This is a genomic window from Pseudomonas sp. Q2-TVG4-2, from assembly GCF_013620795.1.
GTDB lineage: Bacteria > Pseudomonadota > Gammaproteobacteria > Pseudomonadales > Pseudomonadaceae > Stutzerimonas.
In genome coordinates this window covers 235390-259337 of record NZ_LGLW01000002.1, presented here as the reverse complement: position 1 = coordinate 259337, position 23948 = coordinate 235390, and the positions used below count along the sequence as shown (strand labels likewise).

Sequence of the window (23948 nt, the reverse complement as noted above, 5' to 3'; positions counted from 1 at the left end):
CACGGGCGCACTCAAAGCAGCGGCAGGCCGAGCAAGCTGCGGCCTGCCCATAGTTTCAGCAGATCGGTGGTCGGCGTCATGACATGCACGGCGCGGGCGTCTCGCAGGATTTGCGCGACCCGGCTGTTGTCACGATATGCAGCGCCACCACAGATAGTCATCGCCTCGTTAGCGAGCGTCACCGCGGTTTCGCCTGCGGCCGCCTTGCAGGACAGGATAAAAGGCAGCGCATCGGGATCGCCCATATCACCCCGCCGGGCCGCCTCGCGGATCAATGCACGGGTTTTCTCGAGCTCCATCCACATTTCGGCGTAGCGAATCTGCAATGCCTCGACATCGCGCAACGCCTCGCCCGAATGCGAATAGCGCCGTGCACGCAAGTGCTCGCCTGCAGCGTCCAGCGCCGACTGGGCCACACCCAGGTAGGTGCCAGCCATGGCCATCAAGAAAAATGGCGCGACCACTTCGAACACGTACCAGACCTGATCACCCTCTTCGCCCAGCAGGTTTTCCATCGGTACGGGCACCTGATCCAGGCGCAACGGCCGAGAAGAGTTGCCACGCATGCCAAAGCCTTCCCAGGCATCCAGCCAATCCATGCCCTGGCTGTCGCGGTCGATGACCAGGCAACTGAAGTCGCCGGATTCGTTGCTTTCGCCGCTGGCCACCGTCGACACCACGTAGGAATCGGCATGACCGCCGTTTGTAACGAATTGCTTGGTGCCGCTGACAAGGTAGTGCTTTCCGTCCGTCTCAATCCGGGTTTCCGGCAAGTACAGATGCGCGCCCGAACCTTGCTCCGAAAGGGCCAACGTGGTGATGTGGCGGCCTTCGGCAATGGCGCGCAGGTAGTGATCCTGCTGATACGGTGTGGCCTTCGCGGCGATCACCGCAGTGCCGACGCAGTGCATGCCGAAGCACAGCGCCGAGGACGGACATACCCTGCCGATCGTTTCGGTGATGACGCTCAAACCGAGCAGGCCCTGGCCGTGACCACCCAGCGCCGCCGGCACTTGCAGCCCGAGCAGTCCGGCTTCGCCCAGCGCCTTCATCGAGTGGGCTGGCCATTCGCACTTCTGGTCAACCTGCGCGGCCAGCGGGGCGATATGCGATTCGACCAGCGAGGCGGTGAGGCCTTGCAGCTCGTTGAGCCGAGCGGGTAATAGATGTTCCATAAAAAAGTGAGCCACGCTGATAGGTGCTTGGGTTCGATGCCGATGGGCAGTGTTACGTCGGAGGATCGGATTTATCGCCGCATCGGCTGCGGATAGACCTTGCATCATTCCAGGGGGTTCGGCGCGGAAGCCCATCGTCATCAATTGATCAGAACCCTGGCAGGTCGCTGTGTTCAACAAGCATAGGCCTTACTTCGGCCGACACTGATAGCGATACGGGTATCCGCCTATGTACGGTCTATTGAAAACACGCCTCGGCCTCGCCGCGGCGCTCTTGGCTTTCAGCATCACGGGAGTGGCAGCACCGATGCAGCAAATATTGGTCGGCACCTATACCAGCGAAGGCGGCAGCGAAGGGATCTATCGGATGCAGTTCGACGCTGAGCGCGGCTACATAGAACCTCAGCCGTTGCAGGTAGTACGTTCCGACAACCCCTCTTGGCTGACGCTGGATTTGAACCGCAACCGACTCTATGCCGCGAACGAAAACGGCCCAGGCCATCCCGATCCAGTGGGCCGGGTGAGTGCCTTCATCATTGCGCCATCCAGCGGCCAGCTGTCACCCCTGGCCCAGCAGATCACGCTTGGCGACGAGCCCACGCACCTGAGCCAGAGCCGCGACGGGCGCTATCTGTTCGTCTCCAACTACGGCTCCGGCGCCAACCCCGGTGGCAGCCTGGCGGTGATGCCGACGGCCAAGGACGGGACGCTCTTGCCGGTCACTCAGATCGCCGCGCACAAGGCCAGCGAAGTGCACCCCGAACGACAGCAATCGGCCCATGTGCACTCGGCGGTGATGTCGCCGGATGGCAAGACGTTGTTTGTCAGCGACCTGGGCGCCGACAATATCTTCGTTTATCTCTATGACCCGGCGAAGGCGGAACGCCCGCTGTCCCCGGCTGATCCAGCCTTCATCAGCCTGCCGGACGGCAGTGGCCCGCGCCACCTCGTGTTCAGCCCGGACGGGCTCCAGGCATATGCCACGCTGGAGCTCAGCGCCCAGGTGGCGCGCTTCGATCATGTCGACGGCAGCCTGGTGCAGCGCCAGTTGGTCGATCTGGCGGCTGGTGGTGACACCACGCTGCACTCGCCGGGCGCCATCCACCCGTCGGCCGACGGCCGTTTTCTCTATGTCAGCGATCGCGCCGAGAAGAACCGGATCATGGTGTATGCCATCGAGGAGAACGCCAACCTGCGCGAGATTCAGCAGCGCTCCAGCGAAGGCCGGGAGCCGCGAGAGTTCGCCATCGATCCAAGCGGGCGTTTCATGCTCATCGCCAATCAGAAAAGCGACGCTCTGGTGGTGCTGCAGCGCGATCCCGACAGCGGCCTGCTGGGCGATACCCTGCAGACGCTGCCAATGGGCCGGCCATCGGATGTGAAATTCATCGATCGCACCGGTCAATGACCGGCAGAGGCCGGATCAGGACAACAGGCTGACCACCGCAAAGCGGCTAATGGTGGCCTGGGCCACCACGGTTTGGGTGACGGCGGCGTAGCTGGAGGGGCTGCGCTGCATCAGATTGAACACCGAGCGGGAGAAGTCCATGGCCCACTGTTTCTCGTCGGCGTGCACCTGACGGGCGAGAAACTCGCGGATCTCCTGCTGGCGGTTGCTCAGCTGCTCGCGCAGCGAAGTGACCTTGTCGAGCCCGGCGACCACCGAATCGAGCAGGCGTCGCAGCTCGCGGAAGGAATCCAGCTGCAGCTCTTCGGGGAAGTTCAGCAGCTGTTCTTCCTGGCTCTGCACGCGGACGTACTTTCCTTTGTCGAACAGTTTCCCCTCGCCCTGTACCGCCAGTTGATCCTTGAGTCTCTGCCAATCCCCCTCGCGCGCGGAAAACTTCAGCTCGCCGTGCTGATCCAGCTCGGCACGAATGCCGGCTTGCCCGAGGCTGCCGTTGAAGCGGCGCAGAATCTGCTCGTCGCTCATCTCGTCATCGAGCACCACCGCCACCGGCTCGGCCAGCTGGCGGCCGCCGCTGAACAGCAGCGTCTCGCGACCGGATTGGCGGATCTTGTCCAGCGACTCCAGCCCCTGCAGGCTGAAACGGCTGCGCACTGGCTCGGTCAGACGCAGCTTGAGGTTGGCGTCCAGCGAGTTGCCGGAACGCTTGCTGCGCTCCTTGAGCAGCTCACCAATCTGATGAACCGATTGTTGAATGACTTCCTCGCCGTCGGGCTGAGGCGAGCTGATCTGGCGGCTCAGGTTGAGTTTGAGCTGCGACAGACGCGTCTGCAGGTCGCCCAGGTAGCTGTCGGCCGACTGCATCGAAGACAGCTGCTGGTTGAGCTGCAGGCTGAAACCGGTGGTCTTGCTGGTGGTGGTCTCGGCCGGCAGGGTGTCGCCTGGCACACCCGTACGCAGCGGCGCAGGCGCATCCCGCAGCAACGCCTCACGGCGCTCCTGCGGGTTGATTGCGGAAACAGCCGGGAGCTGCTTGCCAATCTTCATTCACGCTACCTCGGTCAGAGCATGCCGAACAGCGACAGCCCGTTGATCTTCAAATAGGTCTTCTGCGTCGCCTGCAGCGACAACTGATAGTTGTTCAGATCGATGCTGGCCTTCGCGTAGTCGAGCTGCGACAACTCGCCTTCGATCTTCTGGTTGACCAGAGACACGTCCTCGTTGCTGCTGGAAAGCAGCGTCAGGGTGTTCTGCCGACCGCCGAGCTCGGAAACCGCCCCGAGCAGGTTGCCATGGGTCACATCGAGGCTGTCGATGCTAGCCGTAATCCTTGCGCGCACTGCTGGATCGGAGGCGTCCAGCGCCGGATCGGCAAGCGTCTGGACCAAGGCATGCAGGTCGTTGAGCATGTCTACACCGCCCCCAAAGACCTGCGCGGCGGTGACATTTTCCTCCACCAGCACCCCATTGGCGACTGCCGCCTGGCGGTATTTGTCGTTGCCGGTCATCAGGTAGGTATCGCTCGCCGCGTCGAAGGTCAGCGCCGGCCTGTCACTGAGGGTTCCGGAAAACAAATAGCGTCCTTCCTCGTCGCGCACGTTGGCGAAACTGACGATGGCGTTCTCGAGATTGCCGAGCTCGTTGGCGATCGCCGCCAGGTCCTCGCTGGTGTTGCTGCCGTTTGCGGCCCACAGAAGTAGATCCCGCACACTGAGCATGGTGTCCGAGGCGGACCTGAGATTTGTTTCCTGCTTGGACAGGTTGCTCGACACGTTGGCGATGTTGGTGCGGTATTGCGTCAGGGTCGCTTCCTCGCGCTGGATGCGCAGCACCCGCACGGCAGAAATCGGATCATCGGACGGCAGCAGCATGCGCTCACCGGTGGCCATCTGTTGCATCAGCTTGCCGAGCTTGGCCGAGCTGGTGTTCATCGAGCCGTGCATCATGGCGGTGATCTGGGCGTTGGAGATGCGCATGGGTCTTTTCTCGTCAATCGAGCCGGAATGGGCCGGCTCAGAACATCGCCAGTACGGCGTTGAACAGATCGTTGGAGGTGCTGATCACCTTCATGTTGGCCTGATAGGCCTGCTCGTAAGCCATCAGGCTTACCGCTTCCTCGTCCAGATTGACCGCGCTGACGCTGTCGCGCTGGGCCTGGGCCTGCTCGGCAACGGTAGTCGCTGCGCTGAGGTCCGCCTGGTTCTGTCGGCTGGCACTCGCAACTCGGCCAATCAGTCCCGCGTAGGCATCGTTGAGCGGCACCTGGCTGCCACCACTGGTGACGTCCGTCAGCTTGGTTTCCAGCAGCGCCAGCAGCACCTGGTTATTGCCGACTTCATCGTTCTCTGAAGAGAACGCCAGCTGTTCCGGCGACAGCGGGTTCACCGTGAGCATCGCGTTGGTGCTGCCCGGGTTGTGGACAAACAGCGGCTGCCCGGGATTTCCATTGAGATCGAAGCCGGTCGCCAGGGTGTCATTAACGGCCTGCGCCAGCGCACCGGCCATCGCGTGAAGATCGTCCTGAGCCGGGCGCAGCGCGCCGTATTCCATGTCGTAGAGGCCGCCCAGCGACCCGCCCAGCCCCTTCTGCACCAACGGGAACGATGTCTTGGCAAACACCAGTGACACGTCCTGCTCACCCGCCGGGTTAGCGGTGACCTTCAGCTGCCCGGCGGTGCCACCCGCCACCAGCGGCTGGCCGTTGACCAGCGACACGCTAAGGGTACCGTCCGGCGCCTCCTGTACTCGGATCCCGACATATTGACTGAGGTCCTTGATCAGGTTCTCCCGGTAGTCACGCAGGGTCGCGGTGTCGCGTCCGGAAGACTCCATCTCGCGGATCTGCATGTTCAACTCGGCTATGTTGCCGGACAGTCCGTTGATCTCGGTGGCCATCGCCACACGCTGGCCCTGCAGTGCGTTGAGCTGGATGCCGATGTTGGAATTCAGGCCATTGAAGCGCTGACCCAACTGCTTGGCTTCGCCCAGAATCTGCTGGCGCAGGGCGATGGATTCCGGCGTCGAACTGGCTTCACTGAGCGCGGCATAGAAGTTGTCCAAGCCGACGCTGATGCTGGAGCCTTCGCTGTCGATCAGCCCCTCGAGCGCGGTGAGGTATTGCTGACTGGTGTTGAAATAGTTCTTGTCGGTGCTGGCGCGCCAGAGTTGCTGGTTCTGGAAATCGTTGGACAAGCGGCGGATGGAGCTGACCTGCACGCCACCGCCGACACTCAACACACCCTGCCCGCCGAGCGAGCGCTGCTCTGCCGCCAGGCGGCTGAAACCGGGGGTGTTGACGTTGGCAATGTTCTGCCCGGTCGCCGACAGGGCAATCTGCGAGGCGCGAACGCCGCTGTAGCCAATTTGACCCAAAATACTCACGACACGACTTCCTTCGGCTCGATCCGGATCGGTTGCGCGAACGCCACGGACAGGTGGCCGCCGCCGACAACACGATGGTGCTGAGTGGATAGAGCGACCGCATCGGCAGCGGAATTAAGTGTCGGCTGCAGAGGATCGCTCAGCGGCTGGATCTGCGCCCGCGGCTCGACCGGCTTCGGTGCCGCAGCACGCAGGTCGTTGAGGATATTGCGGGTGTAGTTACGGGTTTCCGCGTAGGGGATTTTTTGTACCCAGGCCCCGGTGCCGATTTCGCCCTTGCGCGGGTCACCGTGGCTCTTGAGCCACTCGTCGACCTTGCCGGGGCCGGCGTTGTAGGCGGCCAGCGCCAGCGCCTGATGGCCATCGTAGCGATCCAGCATCTTGTTCAGGTAGGCGCTGCCCAGGCGCTTGTTGTACTCGGCATCGCTGGTCAACCGCGCCTCGCTGAACGGCAGGCCCAGCTCGGCCGCCATGTCCCGCGCGGTGCCGGGCATCAGCTGCATCAGGCCACGTGCGCCCTTGGGCGATACGGCGGCGATGTTGCCACTGGATTCGTGTTTGATCACGCTATCGACCAGCGATTTGAAGCCGGCCTTGCCACTCTCCCACGCGCTGTCGAGCGCATCGACGCCGCGCTGCCAGGTGCCGCGCAGCGCATGCAGACCGCCACCTTGTAGCCCGCCACCTGTATGCCCGGCCAGGGCAGTGGGCGCAGGCACTGTGCCTGATGCCTCGCCGCTCAGCTGCTGCACCAGCATGTCGGCGATCCCGGTCTGCCGCTTGCCGGCCAGGGTGTCGGCCAGCACTTCGTCGTAGAAATCGCGCATGGTGTCCAGCTCGCGGCTGCGCATGGGGTTGCCGGCGCCAAGGACGTCGCCGGCCTTGCGCATCTGCTTGAGGATCTGCTGCAGGAACATCGCCTCGAACTGCTCGGCGACGACTTCCAACTGCTCGCGCCGCGCCGCGGCCGGGCCGTCTGCGCGGTTGCGCAGGGTGTTGAGGTGCTGGGGGAGGGAAACGATGCTCATGGTCGTCATGGAACCTGTTCAAAATCTGCTGCGCGTCGGGCCTGCTTTGTTAACAACAGCTGGATCGCCAGCCCGGTCTTACATCACGATCAGTTCGGCGTTCAGCGCGCCGGCACGCTCCAGCGACTGCAGGATGCTCATCACGTCGTCGGGCGTAGCGCCGAGACTGTTGATGGTGCTGATGATGCTTTCCAAGCTGGCGCCTTCGGGCCACTTGAACATGGCCTTGCGGTCCTGCTCGATCGCGACGTCCGACTGCGGCGTGACCACGGTTTCGCCGCCAGCAAAGGCGTTCGGCTGGCTAACCTGCGGGCGCTCGCTGATTGTCACGGTCAGGCTGCCATGAGCAACCGCGGCGGCCTTCACCCGCACGCCCTGACCGACGACCACGGTGCCGGTGCGGCTGTTGAACACCACCTTCGGCCGGGTGCGACCCTCCTCCACGTCCAGACGTTCGAGCATCGCCATGAAGCTCATGCGCTGGGTACTGGTAACCGGCGCGCGAATCGAAATCTTGGTCGCGTTGAGTGCGGTAGCGGTGCCCTTGCCGAAGTAGGCGTCGACGGCATCGACCACCCGAGTCACCGTCTGGAAGCTTGGCTGGCGTACGTTGAGCATCACGTCCGGACGCTCGGTGAAGTCGCTGGGAATCATCCGCTCGATGGTGGCGCCGTTAGGGATCAGGCCGCTGTTCGAGGTGTTGATCGCCACCTTGGAGCCGCTGGCTCCCTCGGCATTGACACCGCCGACGATCACCGCGCCTTGGGCGAGCGCATAGACCTCACCGTCCACGCCCTGCAGCGGGGTCATCAGCAGCTGGCCGCCGCGCAGGCTCTTGGCATCACCCAGCGATGACACCGTGACGTCCACGCTCTGACCGGCGCTGTAGGAAGGCGGCACCGTGGCGGTAATGGTCACTGCGGCGACGTTTTTCAGCTTCGGGTCGACGTTCGGCGGCAGGTTCACGCCGAACTGCTTGATCAGGTTGACCACCGACTGGTTGGTGAACTTCACCTGATTCTTGTCACCAGTGCCGTCCAGGCCGACCACCAGGCCATAGCCGATCAGCTGGTTGCCGCGGATACCTTCTACATCCACCAGGTCCATCAGTGGCACGGCCTGAGCCGGCAGTTGCCAGCACAGCGCGACGGCGGCGAAAAACAGCTTCAGGGATCGCATCGGGCTAGTCATTTCAAGGCTTCACTTAAAGAGGGAACAGCGGCGAGGCGAAGAAGCGCGTCAGCCAGCCGGCCGAGTTGCTGTCGTTGAGTACACCGCGCCCGGCGTAGGAAATCTTGGCGTTAGCCACGCTCTGCGAGGACACCTGGTTGTAGCGGTTGATGTCGTCGACCCGTACCAGACCCGCGAGGCGAATGAACTCATCGCCCTGGTTCAGACGCAGGGTCTTTTCACCCTTAATCAATAGCGTGCCGTTGGGCAGTACGCGGTGCACGGTCACGGCAATGGAGCCCTGCAGGGTGTTCTGCTGTGAACTCTTGGCCGAGCCCTTGAAGTCACGCTCGGCACCGGCCGAGGTTTCGACATTGGGGTAGGCCTTGCCGAGCACCGTGGGAATGTCGATCCCGACGCTGGATTCCTTGCCGAAGCTGGTCCCGGCGCTCTTGCTCGACTGGGTGGATTCGTCCAACACCACGGTGAGGATGTCGCCAACCCGCACCGCACGATTGTCGCTGATCAGTGAACCGCTGTAGCCGGAGCGGAACAGGCCGCCACCGGTGGTCGGCGGCAAGCTGTAGTCGAGCTCCAGCGGCTCGTATTCGCTGGACGGCTCTTCCGGCAGCATCTCGTTGAAGCTGGCGCAGCCGCCGAGCAAGAGCAGTGCGGCGAGCAGGATCGAAATACGCATCGTCAGCACTCAGACGGTCTGGTTGAGGAACTGCTGCATGCCCGACGCGGCGTCAAGCACCTTGGCGTTGGCCTCATAGGCACGCTGGATGGCGATCATCGCCACCATGGCCTCGACCACCTGCACATTCGAGCCTTCCAGCACGCCCTGTTTGAGCTGGCCGAGGCCTTCCTCGCCCGGCACGCCTTCCACGGCTTCGCCGCTGGCGACGCTTTCGCGATAGAGGTTTCCGCCCAGCGCTTCCAGACCACCCGGATTGGTGAAGTTGACCAGGGTGATCTGACCCAGCTCGGACGGCAGGGTGTCGCCCGCCAGTACAGCGGTGACGATGCCGTCGGAACCCACGGTGAAGCCGGTGCTGCCCTGCGGCACTTCGATGGCCGGCGCCAGCGGCAGGCCCTGAGCATTGACCATCACGCCTTCAGCGTTGAGCTGGAACTGGCCGTTCTCGGTATAGAGAATGTCGCCGTTGGGCGACTCGACCTGAAAGAAGCCACGCCCGACGATCGCCAGGTCCATCGGCTGGCCGGTGGTCTGGATGCTGCCTTCGGTAAACACCTTCTGAGTGCCTGCCACGCGCACGCCGCTGCCGAGCTGAATACCGGACGGCACGGTGTTGATCTCGTCAGCCTGAGCGCCAGGTTGCTTCTCGATGCTGTAGAACAGATCTTCGAAGACGGCGCGGTCGGCCTTGAAGCCGTTGGTGTTGACGTTCGCCAGGTTGTTGGCGACGGTCGCCATGGCGGTGTCCTGGGCGGCCAGACCGGTCTTGCTGACCCAAAGTGCGGAATTCATGCGTTATCTCCCGATCAGCTGCCGCGGATCATTCGGTTGCCGGCGTCGGAAAGGTCCTCGGCGGCTTTCATCATCTTTACCTGGGTTTCGAACAGGCGGTTGAGGCTCATGGTCGAGGCCAGCTCGTCGATTGCCGAAACGTTGCTCGACTCGAGGAAACCGCTGGCCAGGCGTACGTCTTCGCTGGGTGCGGCGGGTTCGCCGTTGCGCGTCACCAGCAGGCCGGCCTCGTTCTTCATCAGGTCTGCCGCGGCGACGTCGACCAGACGGATGCGATCGACCTCGGCCATCATCCAGTCACCCGGCGCCATGATCGACACGGTACCGTCGTTGCCGATTTCCACCCGGTCATGCTCGGGCAATTCGATCGGCCCGCCTTCGCCCATGACAGCGCGGCCGTTCAGGGTCAGGCGGCCTTCGGCATCGATCTGCATGCTGCCCTGACGGGTGTAGGCCTCGCCTTCCCCGTCCTGCAGAACGATCAGGCCGGTGCCCTTGACGGCGAAATCCAGCCCGCGACCGGTGGCCATCAGCGGACCGGCAGCGAGATTGACGCCATTGTTCTGCACCACGGCCATGTGCCGACTGTCGTAGCCGTAGCCCTCGACCGCTACCGCCTGCGCACGCTCCATGTCGGCGCGAAAGCCCGGTGTATTGACGTTGGCGAGGTTGTTCGAACGCACCTGCAGCGACATCATCGTGCGGCTGGCGGCGGTCATCGCGGTGTATCCCAAACGATCCATGGATCAGCCTCAGAGCGCGTTGAACAGAACCTGGGTCAGTTCCTTGTTGGTGGAAATGACCTGGGTGTTGGCCTGGTAGTTACGCTGGCCTTCCATCAGGCCTACCAGCTGCTGGGTGAGGTCGACGTTGGAGCTCTCCAGCGCGCCGGCCGAGAGGCTGCCGAGCTGGCCAACACCCGGCGCACCGACCAGCGCCACGCCCGAGGCGGCGGTTTCGGTCCAGGCGGTGCCACTGATGTTCTTCAGACCTTCAGGATTGACGAAGCTGGCCAGTATCACTTGGCCCTGGAGCAGACGCTCGCCGTTGGAGAAGCTGGCGTAGACCTTGCCGTCCTTCTCCACGCTCATCCCGGTCTGCTCGCCCGCAGCGTAGCCAGTGGCGCGGTTGCCGGTGACGTTGAATTGAGAGCCGTACTGGCTGGTACCACTGTAATCGAGCTGAATATTCAACGGATCGACGCCGCCGCCAAGGGTCGCGGCCAGCGCTACCGGGCCGATCGGCGCGGCCAACGAGCCGTCGGTATTGAAGGACAGCGCCTGCGGGCTGGCGGCAATGGCCGTGCCGTCAACGTAATAGTGGGCATCCCAGCTGTTATCGGCGGTCTTGGCGAAGTACTGGGTCAGGGTGTGTTCTTTGCCCTGGGAATCGAACACCTTGGTGGTGTAGGTGGAGTTGTAGCTGTCGGCGACCTGCGGATCGAAGGCCACGGCGGGCACTGCCTGGTTGGCGTCGAGGTTGGCAACGAAACTCAGCTCATCGGTGGCTTTTGCGGGCAAGCCGCCGGCTTTCATCTGCAAGTCACCGATCACACCGGTCTGCAGATTGCCTGCCGCATCGGTCGGGTAGCCCTGCAGACGCTGACCCAGGCTGTTGGTCAGGTAGCTGTCCTTGTCGGTACCGAACATCCCGGCGCGGGTGTAGGCAACATCGCCATTGCTGGCGCGGGTGACGAAGAAGCCACCGCCGGAGATCGCCAGGTCCAGGTTGCGGTTGGTGGTGGTCAGCGCACCGCCCTGACTGATGCTCTGGGTGGTGCCGATGACCTCGACCCCCATCGCCTGGGTCTCGGCATAGAGGCTGCCGAAATCGGTGCGCGAAGACTTGAAGCCGACGGTGCCGGAGTTAGCGATGTTGTTGCCGATGGTGTTGAGTTGTTCGTTGACGGCGGACAGGCCGGTCAGGGCGATATTGAAGCTCATGGGCTGATCTCGATACGTAAGTTGAAATGAGGACTGGCGAACCGCGAGGCTCAGCCGCCGAGCAGCCCAGCGTCGGCCTGGGCGAATTCAAGGATGTTGTAGAAGGGCACCGAACCGACGCCCTGAACCTGAAGCACCGGCCCCTCGGCACTGACGCGCACGTTGGAGACCTGGCCGGCGACTTCCACCTGCGGGAATTCGCCGTTTTCCGATTCGATGCTGACGCTGTATTGACCGTCGCGCAGGCCATGCTTGGCCGGATCGATCACAAAGGGGACCTTACCGGCGGACTGCGCGCCCAGCTCGATACGGGTCTGCGTGCCGTTGGAATCGGTCAACAGCAACGCGGTGCGAGTCGATGCATGGGTCAAATCGAACTGACCGCTGACGGTCTGCCCGCTCAAGTCCAGCGATTCAACCGCCACGCTCACCTGCTGGCCGACCAGGCCAGCAGCGGTCAGGGTCTGCAGGTTGTCGGTCAGCACCAGATTGTTCTGCGCCAGGGTCGCCAGGTTTTCCATGCTCTTGACCTGCGACATTGCCGAGAATTGATTGAGGAACTCGGTGCTGTCGACCGGCTTGGTCGGGTCCTGATACTTGATCTGCGCGACCATCAGGCTGATGAAGTTGTTCTCCATCTGCGTGGCATCGCTGACGTTCACCGCTTGTTTGATCTGCTCTGTGCCGCTACCGGACAAGCCGCTGCCCTGGCTCGCATTGACTGTAGTCATCAGGAATCTCCAAGTCTGAGCAGGCTCTGCTGCATGCTTTTCACGCGGTTGAGCACCTCGACGCCGGTCTCGAAACTGCGTGTGGCCGACATCATGTCGGTCATCTCTTCGATCTCGTTGATGTCGGGGTAGTAAACGTAGCCGTTACCGTCAGCCAGCGGATTGCCTGGTTCGTAACGGCGCTTGGGTTCGGCGCCGGAGGTGACCACGTCGAGCACCTGTACATGGGCACCGCCGAGGCCCACGCCCCGGGTCAGCGAGTTGTTCTCGTACACGGCGGCGAACATCGGCTTGCGTGCCTGATAAACATCGGCGGCGTTGTTGGCCGCCGAATCGGTGTTGGCCAGGTTGCTCGCCACGGTATTGAGGCGCACGGTCTGCGCGTTCATGGCCGAGCCGGCGATGCGGTAGATCGAATCGAATGACATGACTTCAACGTCCCTCGATGGCCTGCTTCAAGCCACGAAATTTCATCGTGACGAAGGTCAGGCTGGTCTGGAAATCCATGGAATTGCGCGAGAACTGCGCCTGCTCGGTTGACAGCTCGACGGTATTGCCGTCCTGCGAAGCCTGCCCAGGAACGCGAAATAGCAGCTTTGGATCGGTGCCGGCCAGGCTCATGCGCGGCGATGTAGCGCTTTGCAGCCGCTGCATTTCCTTGCTGAAGTCGATGTCCCGTGCCTGGAAGCCCGGGGTGTCTTCGTTGGCCAGGTTCGCCGCGAGAATCTCGCTGCGTTGCATGCGCAAACCCAGCGCGCGTTCGTGAACGCCCAGGGCGTCATCAATCCGTATACTCATTCACCGATACCTTTGCAGCACGAGCGGACCGAATGACAGTCCGCAGCTTTGCAGGAGTGTCTGCAGAATCCGTGCCGAACCATCGAACGTAGGTAACTGGCTGTTTTACATGACTAATTACTTCAACTGCAGCGCCCCATCAGAGCCCCGCCTTCCGCATCGAAAGGTCTTGGACAAGCGAAGCGGAAAGGCCGTTTCCGCCTGGTTCGTCGCCGCCCTGCTCATGCTGGCCGGTGCTACCCAGGCGCACGGGGACGCCACCGCACAAGTGCAACAGGCGTTGGAAAATCATGTGCGCGCGATGCTCGAACGGCAGGCGGAGCGCCAGGGCTGGCAGAGCATGCAGCTGCGCTACGAAACCAACCTACCGGCGAGCACTGCCAACCTGCCGCCTTGCGCGAACGTCCTGCAGATACGTGCCACCGGCGATGCGCCCTCGGCCATGGAGCGCCAGCAACTGCAGATCAATTGCCCGGACACGCCCGGCTGGTCGCTGAACGCTACCGCGCAGGCGCACGTGTTCCTGCCCGCCGTACACGCCGAGGGGATCATCGACCGTGGCCAGACCATTCGCCCCGGCGATATCCGGCTGGAGCGCATCAACATCGCCAAGGCCCGGCGCGGTTATTACAACCGCCTGGATGAAGTCATCGGCATGGCCGCCAAACGCCGTATCCGCGCAGGCCAGACCATCACTCCATCGCTGTTGGAGCAGGCCATGGCGGTCAAACGCGGGGAGCCGGTAAAGATCGTTGCCAGCAACGACGGCATCGAAGCGTCCGCCTCCGGCGAAGCCCTGGGCGACGGCCAGCCCGGCGACGTCATCCGCGTGCGCAACACGCGCAGCGGCAAAGTGATCGATGCGAAGGTGATAGAAGAAGGGGTTGTTACGAGTACGTTCTGAAGCGCCGCCAACCGCGAAACCATCGCGAGGTCCGCCTACGCAAACGGGGCGGGGGCAGTTTTTACTCTGCTTTTGTGGGAGGCCCGCCCCGGGGCGGAGCTTTTGCCCTGCTTTTGTGGGAGGCCCGCCCCGGGGCGAAGCTTTTTAGCTTTTAGCCGGCAGAGAGCTCGTCTTCGCCGCGGGGCGCGCCTCCCACCGAAGCGGAGCGGCCGAGGCTTACGCAATGTGCATTGGCTTTGGCTTTGGCTTTGGCTTTAGTGAGTTGTGCTGGAAGGCCCGCCCTGGCGAATCTTTTATTTCGCGGTTAATAGGCGTGCGTTCTCAGCGGGGCGCGCCTCCTACAGGCAGATCATAAAAATATTTGACGTCAGGATTTAATCCTTCGCTCCGTGTTGTCGCCTTACCTTTTCAGCAGGCAGTCAAGCCAGCTCCTAACAGCCCAATCGCACGAAGGATGATCATCATGGCTCTGTCCATTCACACTAACTATTCCGCACTGACCACCAACACCAGCCTGAACAAGTTCAACAGCGCTCTGTCGACCAACCAGCAGCGCCTGGGCACCGGCCTGCGCATCAACTCCGCTGCCGACGACGCCGCTGGCCTGCAGATCGCCACCCGTCTGAACGCGCAGAGCCGCGGTATGGGCGTTGCCATGCGTAACACTGGCGATGCCACCTCCATGCTGCAGACCGCTGAAGGCGCATTCGGTGAAATGACCGACATCGTGCAGCGCATGAAGGACCTGGCCACCCAATCCGCCAACGGCACCAACGCCCAGGCTGATCGCGACGCGCTGCAATCCGAATATGATGAGCTGGGCAAAGAACTGGCCAACATCATGACCAACACCAGCTATGCAGGCGATAAGCTGTTTGGCCTGACCGGCGCAACCGGCAAGTTCGGCGCAGCCGCGGTGAACTTCCAGATCGGTTCCACCACTGCCGAGAAGCTGACCCTCGACGCCACTGCCAAATCCGCCGCGCTGGGTACAACACTTGATGGTCTGTCGACCAACTACACGGCTCCAGGCCTTGCTGGTACCGAGATCGCTACCGAAGCTGGCGCTAACGGCATGATCGACACCCTGGCTACCGCCCTGAACGATATCGGTTCGCTGCGTGCCACCTTCGGTGCCACCATCAACCGTCTGGGCCACGTCTCCAACAACCTGGCCAACATGAAGGACAACACCGAGATGGCCAAGGGCCGGATCATGGACGCTGACTTCGCCGTTGAAAGCGCCAACATGAGCAAGAACTCCATGCTCATGCAGTCGGGTATCTCCATGCTCAAGCAAGCTGGCCAGATGCCAGGCATGGTCATGGGCCTGCTGGGCTAAGCCGCACGCACCACTGCCGGTCGCAACGACCGGCCTCGAAAAGCCCCGACTGGTTCGGGGCTTTTTTGTTTTTCGGGTGAAGGAAATTTTACTTCCGACCAACGGCGAACCTTTTGCCGGGACCGCCCATACACAAGATATGCCCGATTAATCCCTCTTATGCCGTTTCAAGCCGTATATATGCCTATCGGCAACGATCTTGGCATGGGTTTAGGCAGTGTCCGTTCGGCACTTTCCTGTAGCAATCGGCTTGTAGTATCAAAAAAACGACGCCAATATGCCGCCGTCCGGTATGCGAACCTCATCACACCGGAAGTTCTCTTTCCTCTTCGAGTCAGGCGCTCATGACCTCATCTTTGTCCCCCTCGGCCACCGATGCCCTCATCTGCCCCCTATTGAAAACTGGCCGAGACGGTTGTGCTGCTCGTTTCGAGCCAGCTCGCTACCAACTCGTGCAGAAACATGAAGAAAGTGAAGAGAGGCTGGACCTCGGTTTTTCCGGCAGCCGCGTACTCGAGCGCCTGCTGCAAGTCCCCGGCGAGGTCGTGTCCCGTGATGAGTTGATGGCTTACGCCTGGGAAGGGCGGGTCGTCGGCCAGGGCAGTCTCAATCAGCAGATTTACACCCTGCGCCAGGCACTGTTCGACAGCCGCAACCAGATCATCCAGACGTTGCCACGACGGGGCTACCTGTTCAATCCGCAATACCTGGTCGTCGACGAAGCAGCTCCGGCGATCACTGAGGTGCCCGCGCCCGTTGCCGAGGCGCCGGCCACCCTGCTGATGGAACTGCCTGCACCCAGCACGACGGCAGCGCAAAGCGCGGCCAAACCAGCACGACGCGCTCGTTCATGGCAGGTCGCTGCTCTTGCCGGCACCGGCATGATGGTATTGCTGGGGCTGGCGACCCTCGGCTTTCGCCTGGCCAGCACACCAACGCCGTCCTTCACACAGAGGCTCGATCTGAACGGTCTCGAAGTGCTCTATGTGGAAAAGAGTCAGCGGATGCTCGATTCGCTGGTTAAGGAAACACAACTGCTGGTCGATACGATGGGTGATATGAGTACCGAGTCGACCCGACTGATCGTCAATATGTCCCCGGGTTTCTATGAGATTCGTTGCCTGCAGGGCGACGGCCGGGTCAATTGGTTGAAGGTTCACAAGAGCCAGATCCAGACGATTCCCAGCAACCATCTACAAGGGTGCCTCCAATGAACAGCCAGAACGAAGCCGGTGCGGTAGGCAAGCGCATGTTGCGAGTGATGGTACCCACCGCGCTGCTGCTATGGGCGTTCGTGGCGATGGGCACCAGTGGCAATACCTCGACCAAGTTCGACGGTCGCTACAGTTCTAGCGGACACGTCCTGCTGAGCGACGGTACAACGGTCAAAGTCAGTCAGAGCCTGGTCTTCAACAAAGGCCGTTTTTACTCGATGACCCGCAACTCGCCGGCAATCGTCGAGGCGTCCGGACGGCTGGAGACGGATCTGCTGGGCCGGGCATCGCTGGTGGTGGAAGAAGGCCAGGTTCATGGGCTGGGACCGCAGGATCAGCTGGACGACGAGCTGATGTTCAACCTGTTCTACGGCTCTCACAAGGGCGCCCGGATTACGCTCGAACAGGTCGGTGCCTGCCTATACGGTGTCGAAACCCAGCAGGTCTACTGCGCCGACGATCACCCTCACCGCGGCTGAAGCACGCGTTTTCTAATTGGGCTTCCGGTCGCCAGCAGGACTCGGCGTCCCCCTGTTCCTACAAAGGCAGCGACAGCCCAGCATGGGCTAGATTCGCCCCCGACCCAGGCGGGCTTTCCGGCTGCGAACTTATCGAGTCCGTAGGCGCCAGCTTGCTGGCGATCTGGCCGCACCGGCCCCATCGACCGCCAGCAAAAAAACTCGGCGTCCCCTGGCTCCTATAAAGGCGTAGCCGGTGCACACCCGTAGGAGCGAGCTTGCTCGCGAACCACTGTTAAAGACTAGGGCGGGTGCAACCCGCCGATGGCCCACGTAGCACAGCCGCTAGACCTTAGCTGCCCTTTCCGTTATAGCTCGCCCCGCTTTCGGAGAAGCGCACCTGGCCGTAGCTGTCGCCGAACAGCTCCTTGTACAGCGCTTCGGCCGAGGCGGTCAGCAGCAAGATTTCCACCCGGCGGTTGGCGCCGTTCTGTGGGTCTTCGGGGTGCAGTGGCATGACGTCGGCCTGCGCAGTCACCTGCAGCACCGAGCGCTCAGCCAGGCCGGCATCGACCAGGGCATTGCGCGCGCGCAGAGCGCGATCGCCGGACAGATTCCAATTGTTGTAGCCGTTCTTCTGCCTATAGGGCGTGCCATCGGTATGGCCGCTGATGATCAGCTTGTTATCCACTTTTTCCAGGACGCCGGCGAGTACGCCTAGCAGCTTCTGGAAATGCGGATTGAGCGTGGCGCTGCCGCGCTGGAACATGAAGCGTTGCTGGTCATCCTTGATCAAAATGCGCAGCCCCTGCGGGACCACATCCACTTCGAGGTTGGCCAGAGCGTCGACTTCGCTGGCGACTTGGCGCATCAGGTCGGCGAGCTTTTTAAGTTCCTCGGTCGAACCATAGTTGTGGCTGCCGTCTTGCTCGCGCTTCGACTCGCTATCCTCTGTGTTTTCGGCCTGAGGCGGACGCACCGGCATCCCGTCGAGTTCCAGCGGCGACCGGCTGGTGCCGTCGAAGATCCCCGCGCCGCCATCGACCAGCGGATTGCTTTCCATCTCGCCGTACGACGGGTTGGATTTCTCCATTTGCGGCTGGATGATCCACAGCACCATGAACAGCGCCATCATCGCCAGGGTGAAGTCGGCAAAGGCCACCTTCCAGGCACCGCCATGCTCGTCGCCGTGGCCCTTCTTGCTACGGCGCTTGATGATGATCTCGTGCTCGCCTCCGGCGCCGCCCTTGCCCCTGCTTTTCATGCGGCGTCCCTTTCTTCCTCATACAGGGTCACCCACTTTTCCAGCTGACGGAAGGCGGGTTTGACGTCCTGTTCGATCAACTTGCGACCCGCGTCCACTGCCAGCAGCGTGGGCTTGCCTGCGACGTGAGCGACAAGCGTGGTGCGAACGCATTCGAGCGCCGACAGCTCGGTCTTGATCCGCTGCGACATGGCGTTGGACAGCGGATCCATCAGGCAATAGCAGAAGAAGATGCCGAGGAAGGTGCCAACCAGGGCCGCCGCCACGTGGGCGCCAATTTCCGCAACGCTGCCGCCGATGCTGCCCATGGTGATGATGATGCCCATGATCGCGGCGAGAATGCCGAAGCCGGGCATGGCCTCACCGATCTTGTGAAGGGAACGCGCCGGCTGCAGCAAAGCGTGCTCCATGGCTTCGAGCTCCTGCTCGAGGAACCCTTCCAGTTCGTGGGCGGTAATCTTGCCCATGGCCATCAGCCGGAAGTTGTCGGCGATGAATGCCATCAGGTTACGTTCTTGCAGGATCAGCGGGTAGCGGACGAAAAGATCGCTCTGCTCCGGCTCCTCGATATGCGAATCGAGTACCTTGAGACCACCGACATCGACCATTTCCAGCAGCTCATAGAGCAGCATCAGCAGCTGGCGCTGGAACTCCTCACCGCGACGCTGATAGGCGAAGACGCCCTTGATCTGGTGCAGCATCTCGATCAGGACTTCCTTGGGGTTGCCCACCACCAGGCTGCCGAGTGCGGCACCTAGGATGATGACCACCTCGGCCGGCTGCCAGAGCATGCGCATGTCGCCATTCGCCATAGCGTAGCCGCCAAGCACGGCGCCAATGATGATGAATGCACCTATTACTTTCTGCATGACGTTACTGACTCTTCTCGGTTAGGAAGCGACAGGCCTTACCAATCGCCTGTTTGCTCAGCTGGCAGACCCGGGCATCGCTGACTTCCAGCACCAGGGCAATCTCTTTCAAACTCAATTCGTGCTGGTAATACAGCGTCAGCACCAGCCGCTCGCGTTCGTCCAGGCGCGCCAGCGCCTGTTCCAGCACGCGCTCCTTGATCAGGCGCTCCTCGAACAGCTCGGTGGTGTCGGGAAAATGCTCGTGGCCGCTCTGCAACAACTCATCGAGGCTTTCGATGGCTTCGGACGAGTCGGCCCAGAGGAAGTCCTGATAATCCTTTTCGCCCAGCCCGGTGTGCGCCTTGATTTCTTCGTCGCTGGGCTCGTGGCCTAGCTGGCGCGACAGGTCACGAATCGCATCGCGTACCTTGTGCGCCTGCTGCCGAACCTGGCGCGGACGCCAATCCTGACGGCGTAATTCGTCAAGGATCGCACCCCGAATGCGCAGGGAGGCGAACTTACCGAACTGCTCATCCGGCTCGCCATAGCGCCGCAGCCCCTCAAGCAGCCCCATCATGCCGATCTGCTCCATGTCCTCGCGGTCGAGCACCTGGTTGGCCTGCAGGGAAAGCTGCCGGACGATGCGTTTGACCAGCGGCAGATACTGCATCAGCCAGCGCTGCTCGACCGCCGGCGCGAACACCGATGGCGCGGCCGGCGTGGCGCCGTAGTAGTCGATGGGGCAAGTGGCGCTCATGGCGGGGCCTTTATTGCACGATCAGCTTGTTGACCAGCACGTGCTTGAAGGGCACCGCTGCGTTCTTGCTGGCGAAGTCGGCGAACAGGACCGTTTCCAGACGCTTCTGCAGATCGCTGATTTTCAACCCACGCAATTCTTCGAATGGCAGCGATGACAGGTAACCCACCACCGAGTTACGCACGATGGGCTCGGCCTGTTCGAAATGCTTCGGCTCGTCGGAAGCATCCGCCTGCAAGGCGAGGTCCAGCACGAAGTAGTGCTCGCGACCGTCGCCACGCACGCTGACGATGACCTTTTCCACCGGGAAGAACACGTATTCGGAGGGCACGACCGGCTCAGCCATTGCCGTCTCTTCAGAGGCAGTGCCTTCCAGGCCGGGCTTGAGCAGCCAGTAACTGACACCGACGCCACCGGCAACGGTCAGGACGTTGAGCAGCAGCATCAGCAGGACGAGACGGGGCGTCGACATAACACACTCACAATTGGCTAATTAGGTTGATTCGGGTCAAACCGTGATCAATACATCCCGGAGGCGACCGCTCTCCCGGCTCTGTTCCTGCTCGTGCGGCCGCGCCGCCAAAGGCAACTCCTCACCGGCCAGCGCCGCGCGCTGGCGCTGCTGGCCCTGCTGGCCGCCGCTGTCGGCACCCACTTGCACGTTGACCTGCACGAAGTGCTGCCCCACCAGTTCCTGGCGCAGGCGGTCGCTGCTCTGTTGCAGGAGTCGCGCCACATCGGCGTTCGCCGCGGACAGATGAACGTTCAGCCGGCCCGACTCATGGCTGAGCATGATTTCCATGCTGCCCAGCTCTGGCGGATCGAGGCGGATGGTGGCGCTCTGGATCTTCTGCTGGATCTGCAGATCGACGTTCTCACGCAGCGCATGCAGCATCTGCTCGCCCCACTTGGTCTCCGGCGCCTGAAGCTTCAGCGCACGATCAGCCGCCTGGGCCGGCGTCGTCTGTCCACGCTCGACCGTGCTGGTCAGCGGCTCCCCGCCTTCCAGCGGCTCGGCCGCGCTCAGCAGCGGCTCCAGCGAGGCTGTCGGCAAGGCCTCGGCCAGCGCTGGTGCGACTGCGGGCAGTGCCAGGCTCACCTCGACGGTGGGTTTCGGCATGGCCGGCATGACCCGGTTCGCTTCGGCGACTTGGCGCTGAAAGCTACCTGTCATCAGAGCTTGCAGCCGCTCGGCCTGTGTGTTCTCGAACGGCTGATCAGCAACCGGGGCTTGCCCTGGCAACCAGGCGAGCAGTTCCTCCGCCGGCGGTACGACAGCTTCTGGCAGCGCCTGCGGGACCGGATCAGATGTCGCACCCAGTCGCCCCGCATCACGGGCCTGAATTTCGGCCAGCTGCTGATCGATCATGCCCAGCAGCCATTGTTCGGGGGTCAGCTCTTGCGGGGCCTCGGCGCCCTGGGTGGCGGTGCCGCCCAGCTGCATGACCTGTCCCTGCTCGGCTGCCGGGGCCGGCAGTGCGCCTTGCAACAAGGCCGCAGGCAGCCCGCCCGGCAGAGCCTCGCTTTCGCTGGATGCAAGCTGCATACGCTCACCGAAACCACGCATGGTGTCGCCTGTCAGCTGTCGGCCAGCGGCGGGCTGGCCGCCGTTGGCAGCGCGTACCGGCGTTGGCAGCGCGGACTCGGCGCTTGCGCCGGCTGCGCGCGTGGCTGAAATCGACTGGATCATCCCCTCTCTCCGGCTTGGAACATGTCAATGCGCTGGTAGGCGGCACGCCCTTCGGCGTACTCGAGGTGGTGTAACAGCAGCAGGCGCAGACGCTCACATTCATCGGCGCAGGCTTGCACACCTTCGCCATGGAGCTGCTTGAGTAGCTGCTTGGCGGCAAGCGTTGACTCGTCGAGCTCGTGCTGCCGAGGCAGCGCTTCGAGGCAGCGGCGAATATCACCGTCCACCTTCGCCACGGCGTTCCAGTCGCTGGCCTGCAACGCCTGCTGCAGCTGCTCGTGCAGCGCGGTCAGGCGGTCGCAATCACTTACGGGCGGCACTGACGCCCTCCCAGCCTTCGCGGAGAATGCCGAGCAGGTTGACCACTTCATCCAGCCCCTCGAGCGACAGCGTCACGCTGACGTCGGAGAGGCGGTAGATGCAGTACTCGTAGAGGCGCGCCAACCCCTGTACGACTTCGCCGCCGCCCTCTTCATCGAGGGCGCCATTGAGACCGTTGAGGATGTTCATGCACTTCTCCAGGGAAGCGCCCTTCTGCTGATAACGCTTGTGCTCGATATGGCCACGGGCACGGGCCAGCTCGTCAAGCAGGCCATCCATCAGCACCAGCACCAGCTCGTAAGGCGAAGCGGAGGCCGCGCGGGCCTCCAGATCTACCGAGCGGTAGCTGTCGTAACTGTCGTTTTGGAGATAAGTGCTCATCCGAACAATCCGTAGGTCTGTTCCATGGTCTGCATGGTCTGCATCATGGAGGTGAACTGCTTGAGGTAGCGGCTGTAGTGCGTGTCGTACTGTTGTTGCAGGTTTTCGAACTGCTCGTCGACACGGCGCAGGCTCATATCCAGCGAGTCCATGCGGTTCTTCAGCATGCCGTTGGTCGTGCTGGTGTAGCTGGTGACGGTCTTGTCGATACTGTCGAGCAGGTTGTCCTTGCCGGTGAACAGCGCCTCGAAACCTGCCGGGTCGGCTGCCACGGCAGCGTCAAAGCGCTTGGCGTCGATGACCAGCTTGCCGTTGCGGTCGGAACTGATGCCGAAGTCGATCAGGCTGTTGCCACCGAAATCGGTCCGCAGCAGGCCGTTGAGGCGGCTCTCGATGGAGCGCACGCTGGAATCGGCAGCCAGCGGGCCGCGCTTCGCGGTTTCGTTGCCGCTGGCGGTCAGGCTGTCGAAGCTGGTCATCAGCGCGTTGAACGAATCGACGAAGGTTTGTGCCTGGGTCTTGGTCGCGGTCTTGTCCTGACCAATCACCATGTTCAACGGCTGCTCGCCGGCTGCATGGGTCTTGGTGAACGTCACGCTGACGCCCTCGATCACATTGTCGAAGGTATTGCTGGAATTGGTCAGCAGCATGCCGGTCTCACCACCGAGACGCACCTTGGCATCCTGTGCCTTGGTCAGTTCGAGCATATTGGTGATGGAGGCGTCCAGCCCGGCACTGGTGCCCGTGCTGCTTACGGTGATCGCGTTGGCCGCGCCGCTCGCCTCACTGGACAGCACTAGCGAGACTTCCCCATTGCTGCGCACCAGGGTCGCCTGCGTGCCAGTGTTGGCCGCATGGTTGTTGATAGCCGCCGCCAGCTCGTCCAGCGAGTTGCTGCCATCGCCATCGCTGTCGATGGTGCTCAGGTCGATGTCGAACGAAGCGCCCGCCTGGCCGATTGTGAGCGTCCCTGTGCCGATGTCGGCCGAGGTGAGCCCGTTCAGCGCGACTTGATGGGCACTGGCCAGCTGTTCGGTGAAGAAATCGTAGCTGCCGGGCTGCGCCGTGGTGCCGACAGTCGCAGTGGCATAACCGTCGTTGCTGAAGGTCGCGCTGTTGACCAGCATGCTCGAACTGCCGCCGTTGAGCTTAGTGACCGCCGATTTGAACGTACTCAGGGCAGTGCGCAGCGCGCTCAACGCGTCACGCTGAGTTTGGTAGCGCAGCTCGTTGCGGTTAAGCCGATCCATCGAAGACTGAACTTCGTAGGTGGCCAACTGCGTCGACATCTGCTGTACGTAATCGGAATTTATAGCCATCACCATCCCCTCTTATGTTTGGTAGAGCAAAATGGATGCCAGGTCGGGAAAGCCCGTATAGGGGCATTCGACGGCAACCATGCAGAAAAAAGGCTTCCGCAACGCGACGTGACGAGGAAACGGGGAAAGGCCGTTTCCGCCTGTGCCGATGGCGGAGCATCTCTCGGTAAAGGCGACGTCAGAGGCGCGCTAGTTAAAGCGGCGACCGAAAAGGATTAATTCTTCGCCAGAAAGGCGAAGTGGTGCCCAGACAGAGTTGCGCCTGCAAACCTCGATCGCCAGCGAACTGGCGCCTACGAAAAGCAGCGTGTGCTTCGATGA

26 protein-coding genes are annotated in these 23948 nt (G+C 62.3%); 5 read left to right on the top strand and 21 right to left on the bottom strand.

The window, feature by feature from the left end; genetic code table 11:
* Positions 1-11: 11 nt before the first annotated feature.
* Entirely contained in the window at positions 12-1175 is a 1164-nt protein-coding gene (locus tag H3028_RS06290; RefSeq protein WP_181296191.1) for an acyl-CoA dehydrogenase family protein, read from the bottom strand.
* Between the two features lie 229 nt (positions 1176-1404).
* Here H3028_RS06290 and H3028_RS06285 point away from each other — a divergent pair, with 229 nt between their 5' ends.
* Positions 1405-2583: a lactonase family protein gene (locus tag H3028_RS06285; RefSeq protein WP_181296190.1), complete on the top strand. Its 1179-nt coding sequence runs from the start codon at positions 1405-1407 to the stop codon at positions 2581-2583.
* A 15-nt stretch (positions 2584-2598) separates the two neighbouring features.
* Here the strand turns inward: H3028_RS06285 and H3028_RS06280 are convergent, their stop codons facing one another.
* From H3028_RS06280 to flgB, 12 genes are all read right to left on the bottom strand, one after another.
* The gene (locus H3028_RS06280) at positions 2599-3630 is read right to left on the bottom strand and encodes a hypothetical protein (protein ID WP_181296189.1); all 1032 of its coding nucleotides are present in this window, start codon (positions 3628-3630) and stop codon (positions 2599-2601) included.
* Positions 3631-3644: 14 nt separating this feature from the next.
* Positions 3645-4559: a flagellar hook-associated protein FlgL gene (gene flgL / locus H3028_RS06275; RefSeq protein ID WP_181296188.1), complete on the bottom strand. Its 915-nt coding sequence runs from the start codon at positions 4557-4559 to the stop codon at positions 3645-3647.
* 37 nt (positions 4560-4596) lie between these two features.
* Positions 4597-5964, bottom strand: a complete 1368-nt coding sequence (gene flgK, locus H3028_RS06270) for a flagellar hook-associated protein FlgK (RefSeq protein ID WP_181296187.1) — start codon at positions 5962-5964, stop codon at positions 4597-4599.
* The gene (locus H3028_RS06265; RefSeq protein WP_181296186.1) at positions 5961-6992 is read right to left on the bottom strand and encodes a transglycosylase SLT domain-containing protein; all 1032 of its coding nucleotides are present in this window, start codon (positions 6990-6992) and stop codon (positions 5961-5963) included. The genes flgK and H3028_RS06265 overlap by 4 nt, the downstream gene beginning before the upstream one ends.
* A 78-nt stretch (positions 6993-7070) precedes the next feature.
* Complete coding sequence (locus H3028_RS06260) at positions 7071-8171, bottom strand: flagellar basal body P-ring protein FlgI (protein ID WP_181296185.1); 1101 nt, start codon at positions 8169-8171, stop codon at positions 7071-7073.
* Between the two features lie 25 nt (positions 8172-8196).
* Positions 8197-8859: a flagellar basal body L-ring protein FlgH gene (gene flgH, locus H3028_RS06255; RefSeq protein ID WP_181296184.1), complete on the bottom strand. Its 663-nt coding sequence runs from the start codon at positions 8857-8859 to the stop codon at positions 8197-8199.
* Between the two features lie 9 nt (positions 8860-8868).
* A complete protein-coding gene (gene flgG, locus H3028_RS06250; RefSeq protein WP_181296183.1) occupies positions 8869-9654 on the bottom strand; it encodes a flagellar basal-body rod protein FlgG in 786 nt (261 codons plus the stop codon).
* A gap of 14 nt (positions 9655-9668) precedes the next feature.
* The gene (gene flgF / locus H3028_RS06245) at positions 9669-10397 is read right to left on the bottom strand and encodes a flagellar basal-body rod protein FlgF (protein ID WP_181296182.1); all 729 of its coding nucleotides are present in this window, start codon (positions 10395-10397) and stop codon (positions 9669-9671) included.
* 9 nt (positions 10398-10406) lie between these two features.
* Positions 10407-11597, bottom strand: a complete 1191-nt coding sequence (flgE, locus tag H3028_RS06240) for a flagellar hook protein FlgE (RefSeq protein ID WP_181296181.1) — start codon at positions 11595-11597, stop codon at positions 10407-10409.
* Between the two features lie 50 nt (positions 11598-11647).
* Positions 11648-12328: a flagellar hook capping FlgD N-terminal domain-containing protein gene (locus H3028_RS06235; RefSeq protein WP_168422534.1), complete on the bottom strand. Its 681-nt coding sequence runs from the start codon at positions 12326-12328 to the stop codon at positions 11648-11650.
* A complete protein-coding gene (gene flgC, locus H3028_RS06230) occupies positions 12328-12756 on the bottom strand; it encodes a flagellar basal body rod protein FlgC (protein ID WP_168422535.1) in 429 nt (142 codons plus the stop codon). The genes H3028_RS06235 and flgC overlap by 1 nt, the downstream gene beginning before the upstream one ends.
* 4 nt (positions 12757-12760) lie before the next feature.
* On the bottom strand, positions 12761-13126 hold the full coding sequence (gene flgB, locus H3028_RS06225) for a flagellar basal body rod protein FlgB (RefSeq protein WP_181296180.1): 366 nt from the start codon (positions 13124-13126) through the stop codon (positions 12761-12763).
* A 169-nt stretch (positions 13127-13295) separates the two neighbouring features.
* On the opposite strand from flgB, the gene flgA reads away from it, so the two are divergent.
* From flgA to H3028_RS06205, 4 genes are all read left to right on the top strand, one after another.
* The gene (flgA, locus tag H3028_RS06220) at positions 13296-14030 is read left to right on the top strand and encodes a flagellar basal body P-ring formation chaperone FlgA (RefSeq protein ID WP_309109528.1); all 735 of its coding nucleotides are present in this window, start codon (positions 13296-13298) and stop codon (positions 14028-14030) included.
* Between the two features lie 463 nt (positions 14031-14493).
* A complete protein-coding gene (lafA, locus tag H3028_RS06215) occupies positions 14494-15372 on the top strand; it encodes a lateral flagellin LafA (RefSeq protein WP_181296178.1) in 879 nt (292 codons plus the stop codon).
* 344 nt (positions 15373-15716) lie between these two features.
* Entirely contained in the window at positions 15717-16586 is an 870-nt protein-coding gene (locus H3028_RS06210; RefSeq protein ID WP_181296177.1) for a transcriptional regulator, read from the top strand.
* Positions 16583-17065 (top strand): hypothetical protein, encoded by a 483-nt coding sequence (locus H3028_RS06205; protein ID WP_181296176.1) that lies wholly within the window; start codon positions 16583-16585, stop codon positions 17063-17065. The genes H3028_RS06210 and H3028_RS06205 overlap by 4 nt, the downstream gene beginning before the upstream one ends.
* 331 nt (positions 17066-17396) lie before the next feature.
* On the opposite strand, the gene H3028_RS06200 is transcribed toward H3028_RS06205, so the two are convergent.
* From H3028_RS06200 to fliD, 8 genes are read right to left on the bottom strand one after another with little or no spacing between them, the layout of a single operon-like run.
* Complete coding sequence (locus H3028_RS06200) at positions 17397-18308, bottom strand: OmpA family protein (RefSeq protein WP_181296175.1); 912 nt, start codon at positions 18306-18308, stop codon at positions 17397-17399.
* Complete coding sequence (motA, locus tag H3028_RS06195; protein ID WP_168422542.1) at positions 18305-19177, bottom strand: flagellar motor stator protein MotA; 873 nt, start codon at positions 19175-19177, stop codon at positions 18305-18307. Before motA ends, H3028_RS06200 begins: the two co-directional genes overlap by 4 nt.
* Before the next feature lie 4 nt (positions 19178-19181).
* Positions 19182-19916, bottom strand: a complete 735-nt coding sequence (locus H3028_RS06190; protein ID WP_168422543.1) for a FliA/WhiG family RNA polymerase sigma factor — start codon at positions 19914-19916, stop codon at positions 19182-19184.
* 10 nt (positions 19917-19926) lie between these two features.
* Complete coding sequence (gene fliL / locus H3028_RS06185; RefSeq protein WP_181296174.1) at positions 19927-20388, bottom strand: flagellar basal body-associated protein FliL; 462 nt, start codon at positions 20386-20388, stop codon at positions 19927-19929.
* Positions 20389-20424: 36 nt separating this feature from the next.
* Complete coding sequence (locus tag H3028_RS06180; protein ID WP_181296173.1) at positions 20425-21606, bottom strand: flagellar hook-length control protein FliK; 1182 nt, start codon at positions 21604-21606, stop codon at positions 20425-20427.
* Entirely contained in the window at positions 21603-21926 is a 324-nt protein-coding gene (locus H3028_RS06175; protein ID WP_168422546.1) for a hypothetical protein, read from the bottom strand. The genes H3028_RS06180 and H3028_RS06175 overlap by 4 nt, the downstream gene beginning before the upstream one ends.
* Complete coding sequence (fliS, locus tag H3028_RS06170) at positions 21910-22308, bottom strand: flagellar export chaperone FliS (protein WP_181296172.1); 399 nt, start codon at positions 22306-22308, stop codon at positions 21910-21912. The genes H3028_RS06175 and fliS overlap by 17 nt, the downstream gene beginning before the upstream one ends.
* Positions 22305-23627, bottom strand: a complete 1323-nt coding sequence (gene fliD, locus H3028_RS06165; protein WP_181296171.1) for a flagellar filament capping protein FliD — start codon at positions 23625-23627, stop codon at positions 22305-22307. The genes fliS and fliD overlap by 4 nt, the downstream gene beginning before the upstream one ends.
* Positions 23628-23948 lie beyond the last annotated feature (321 nt).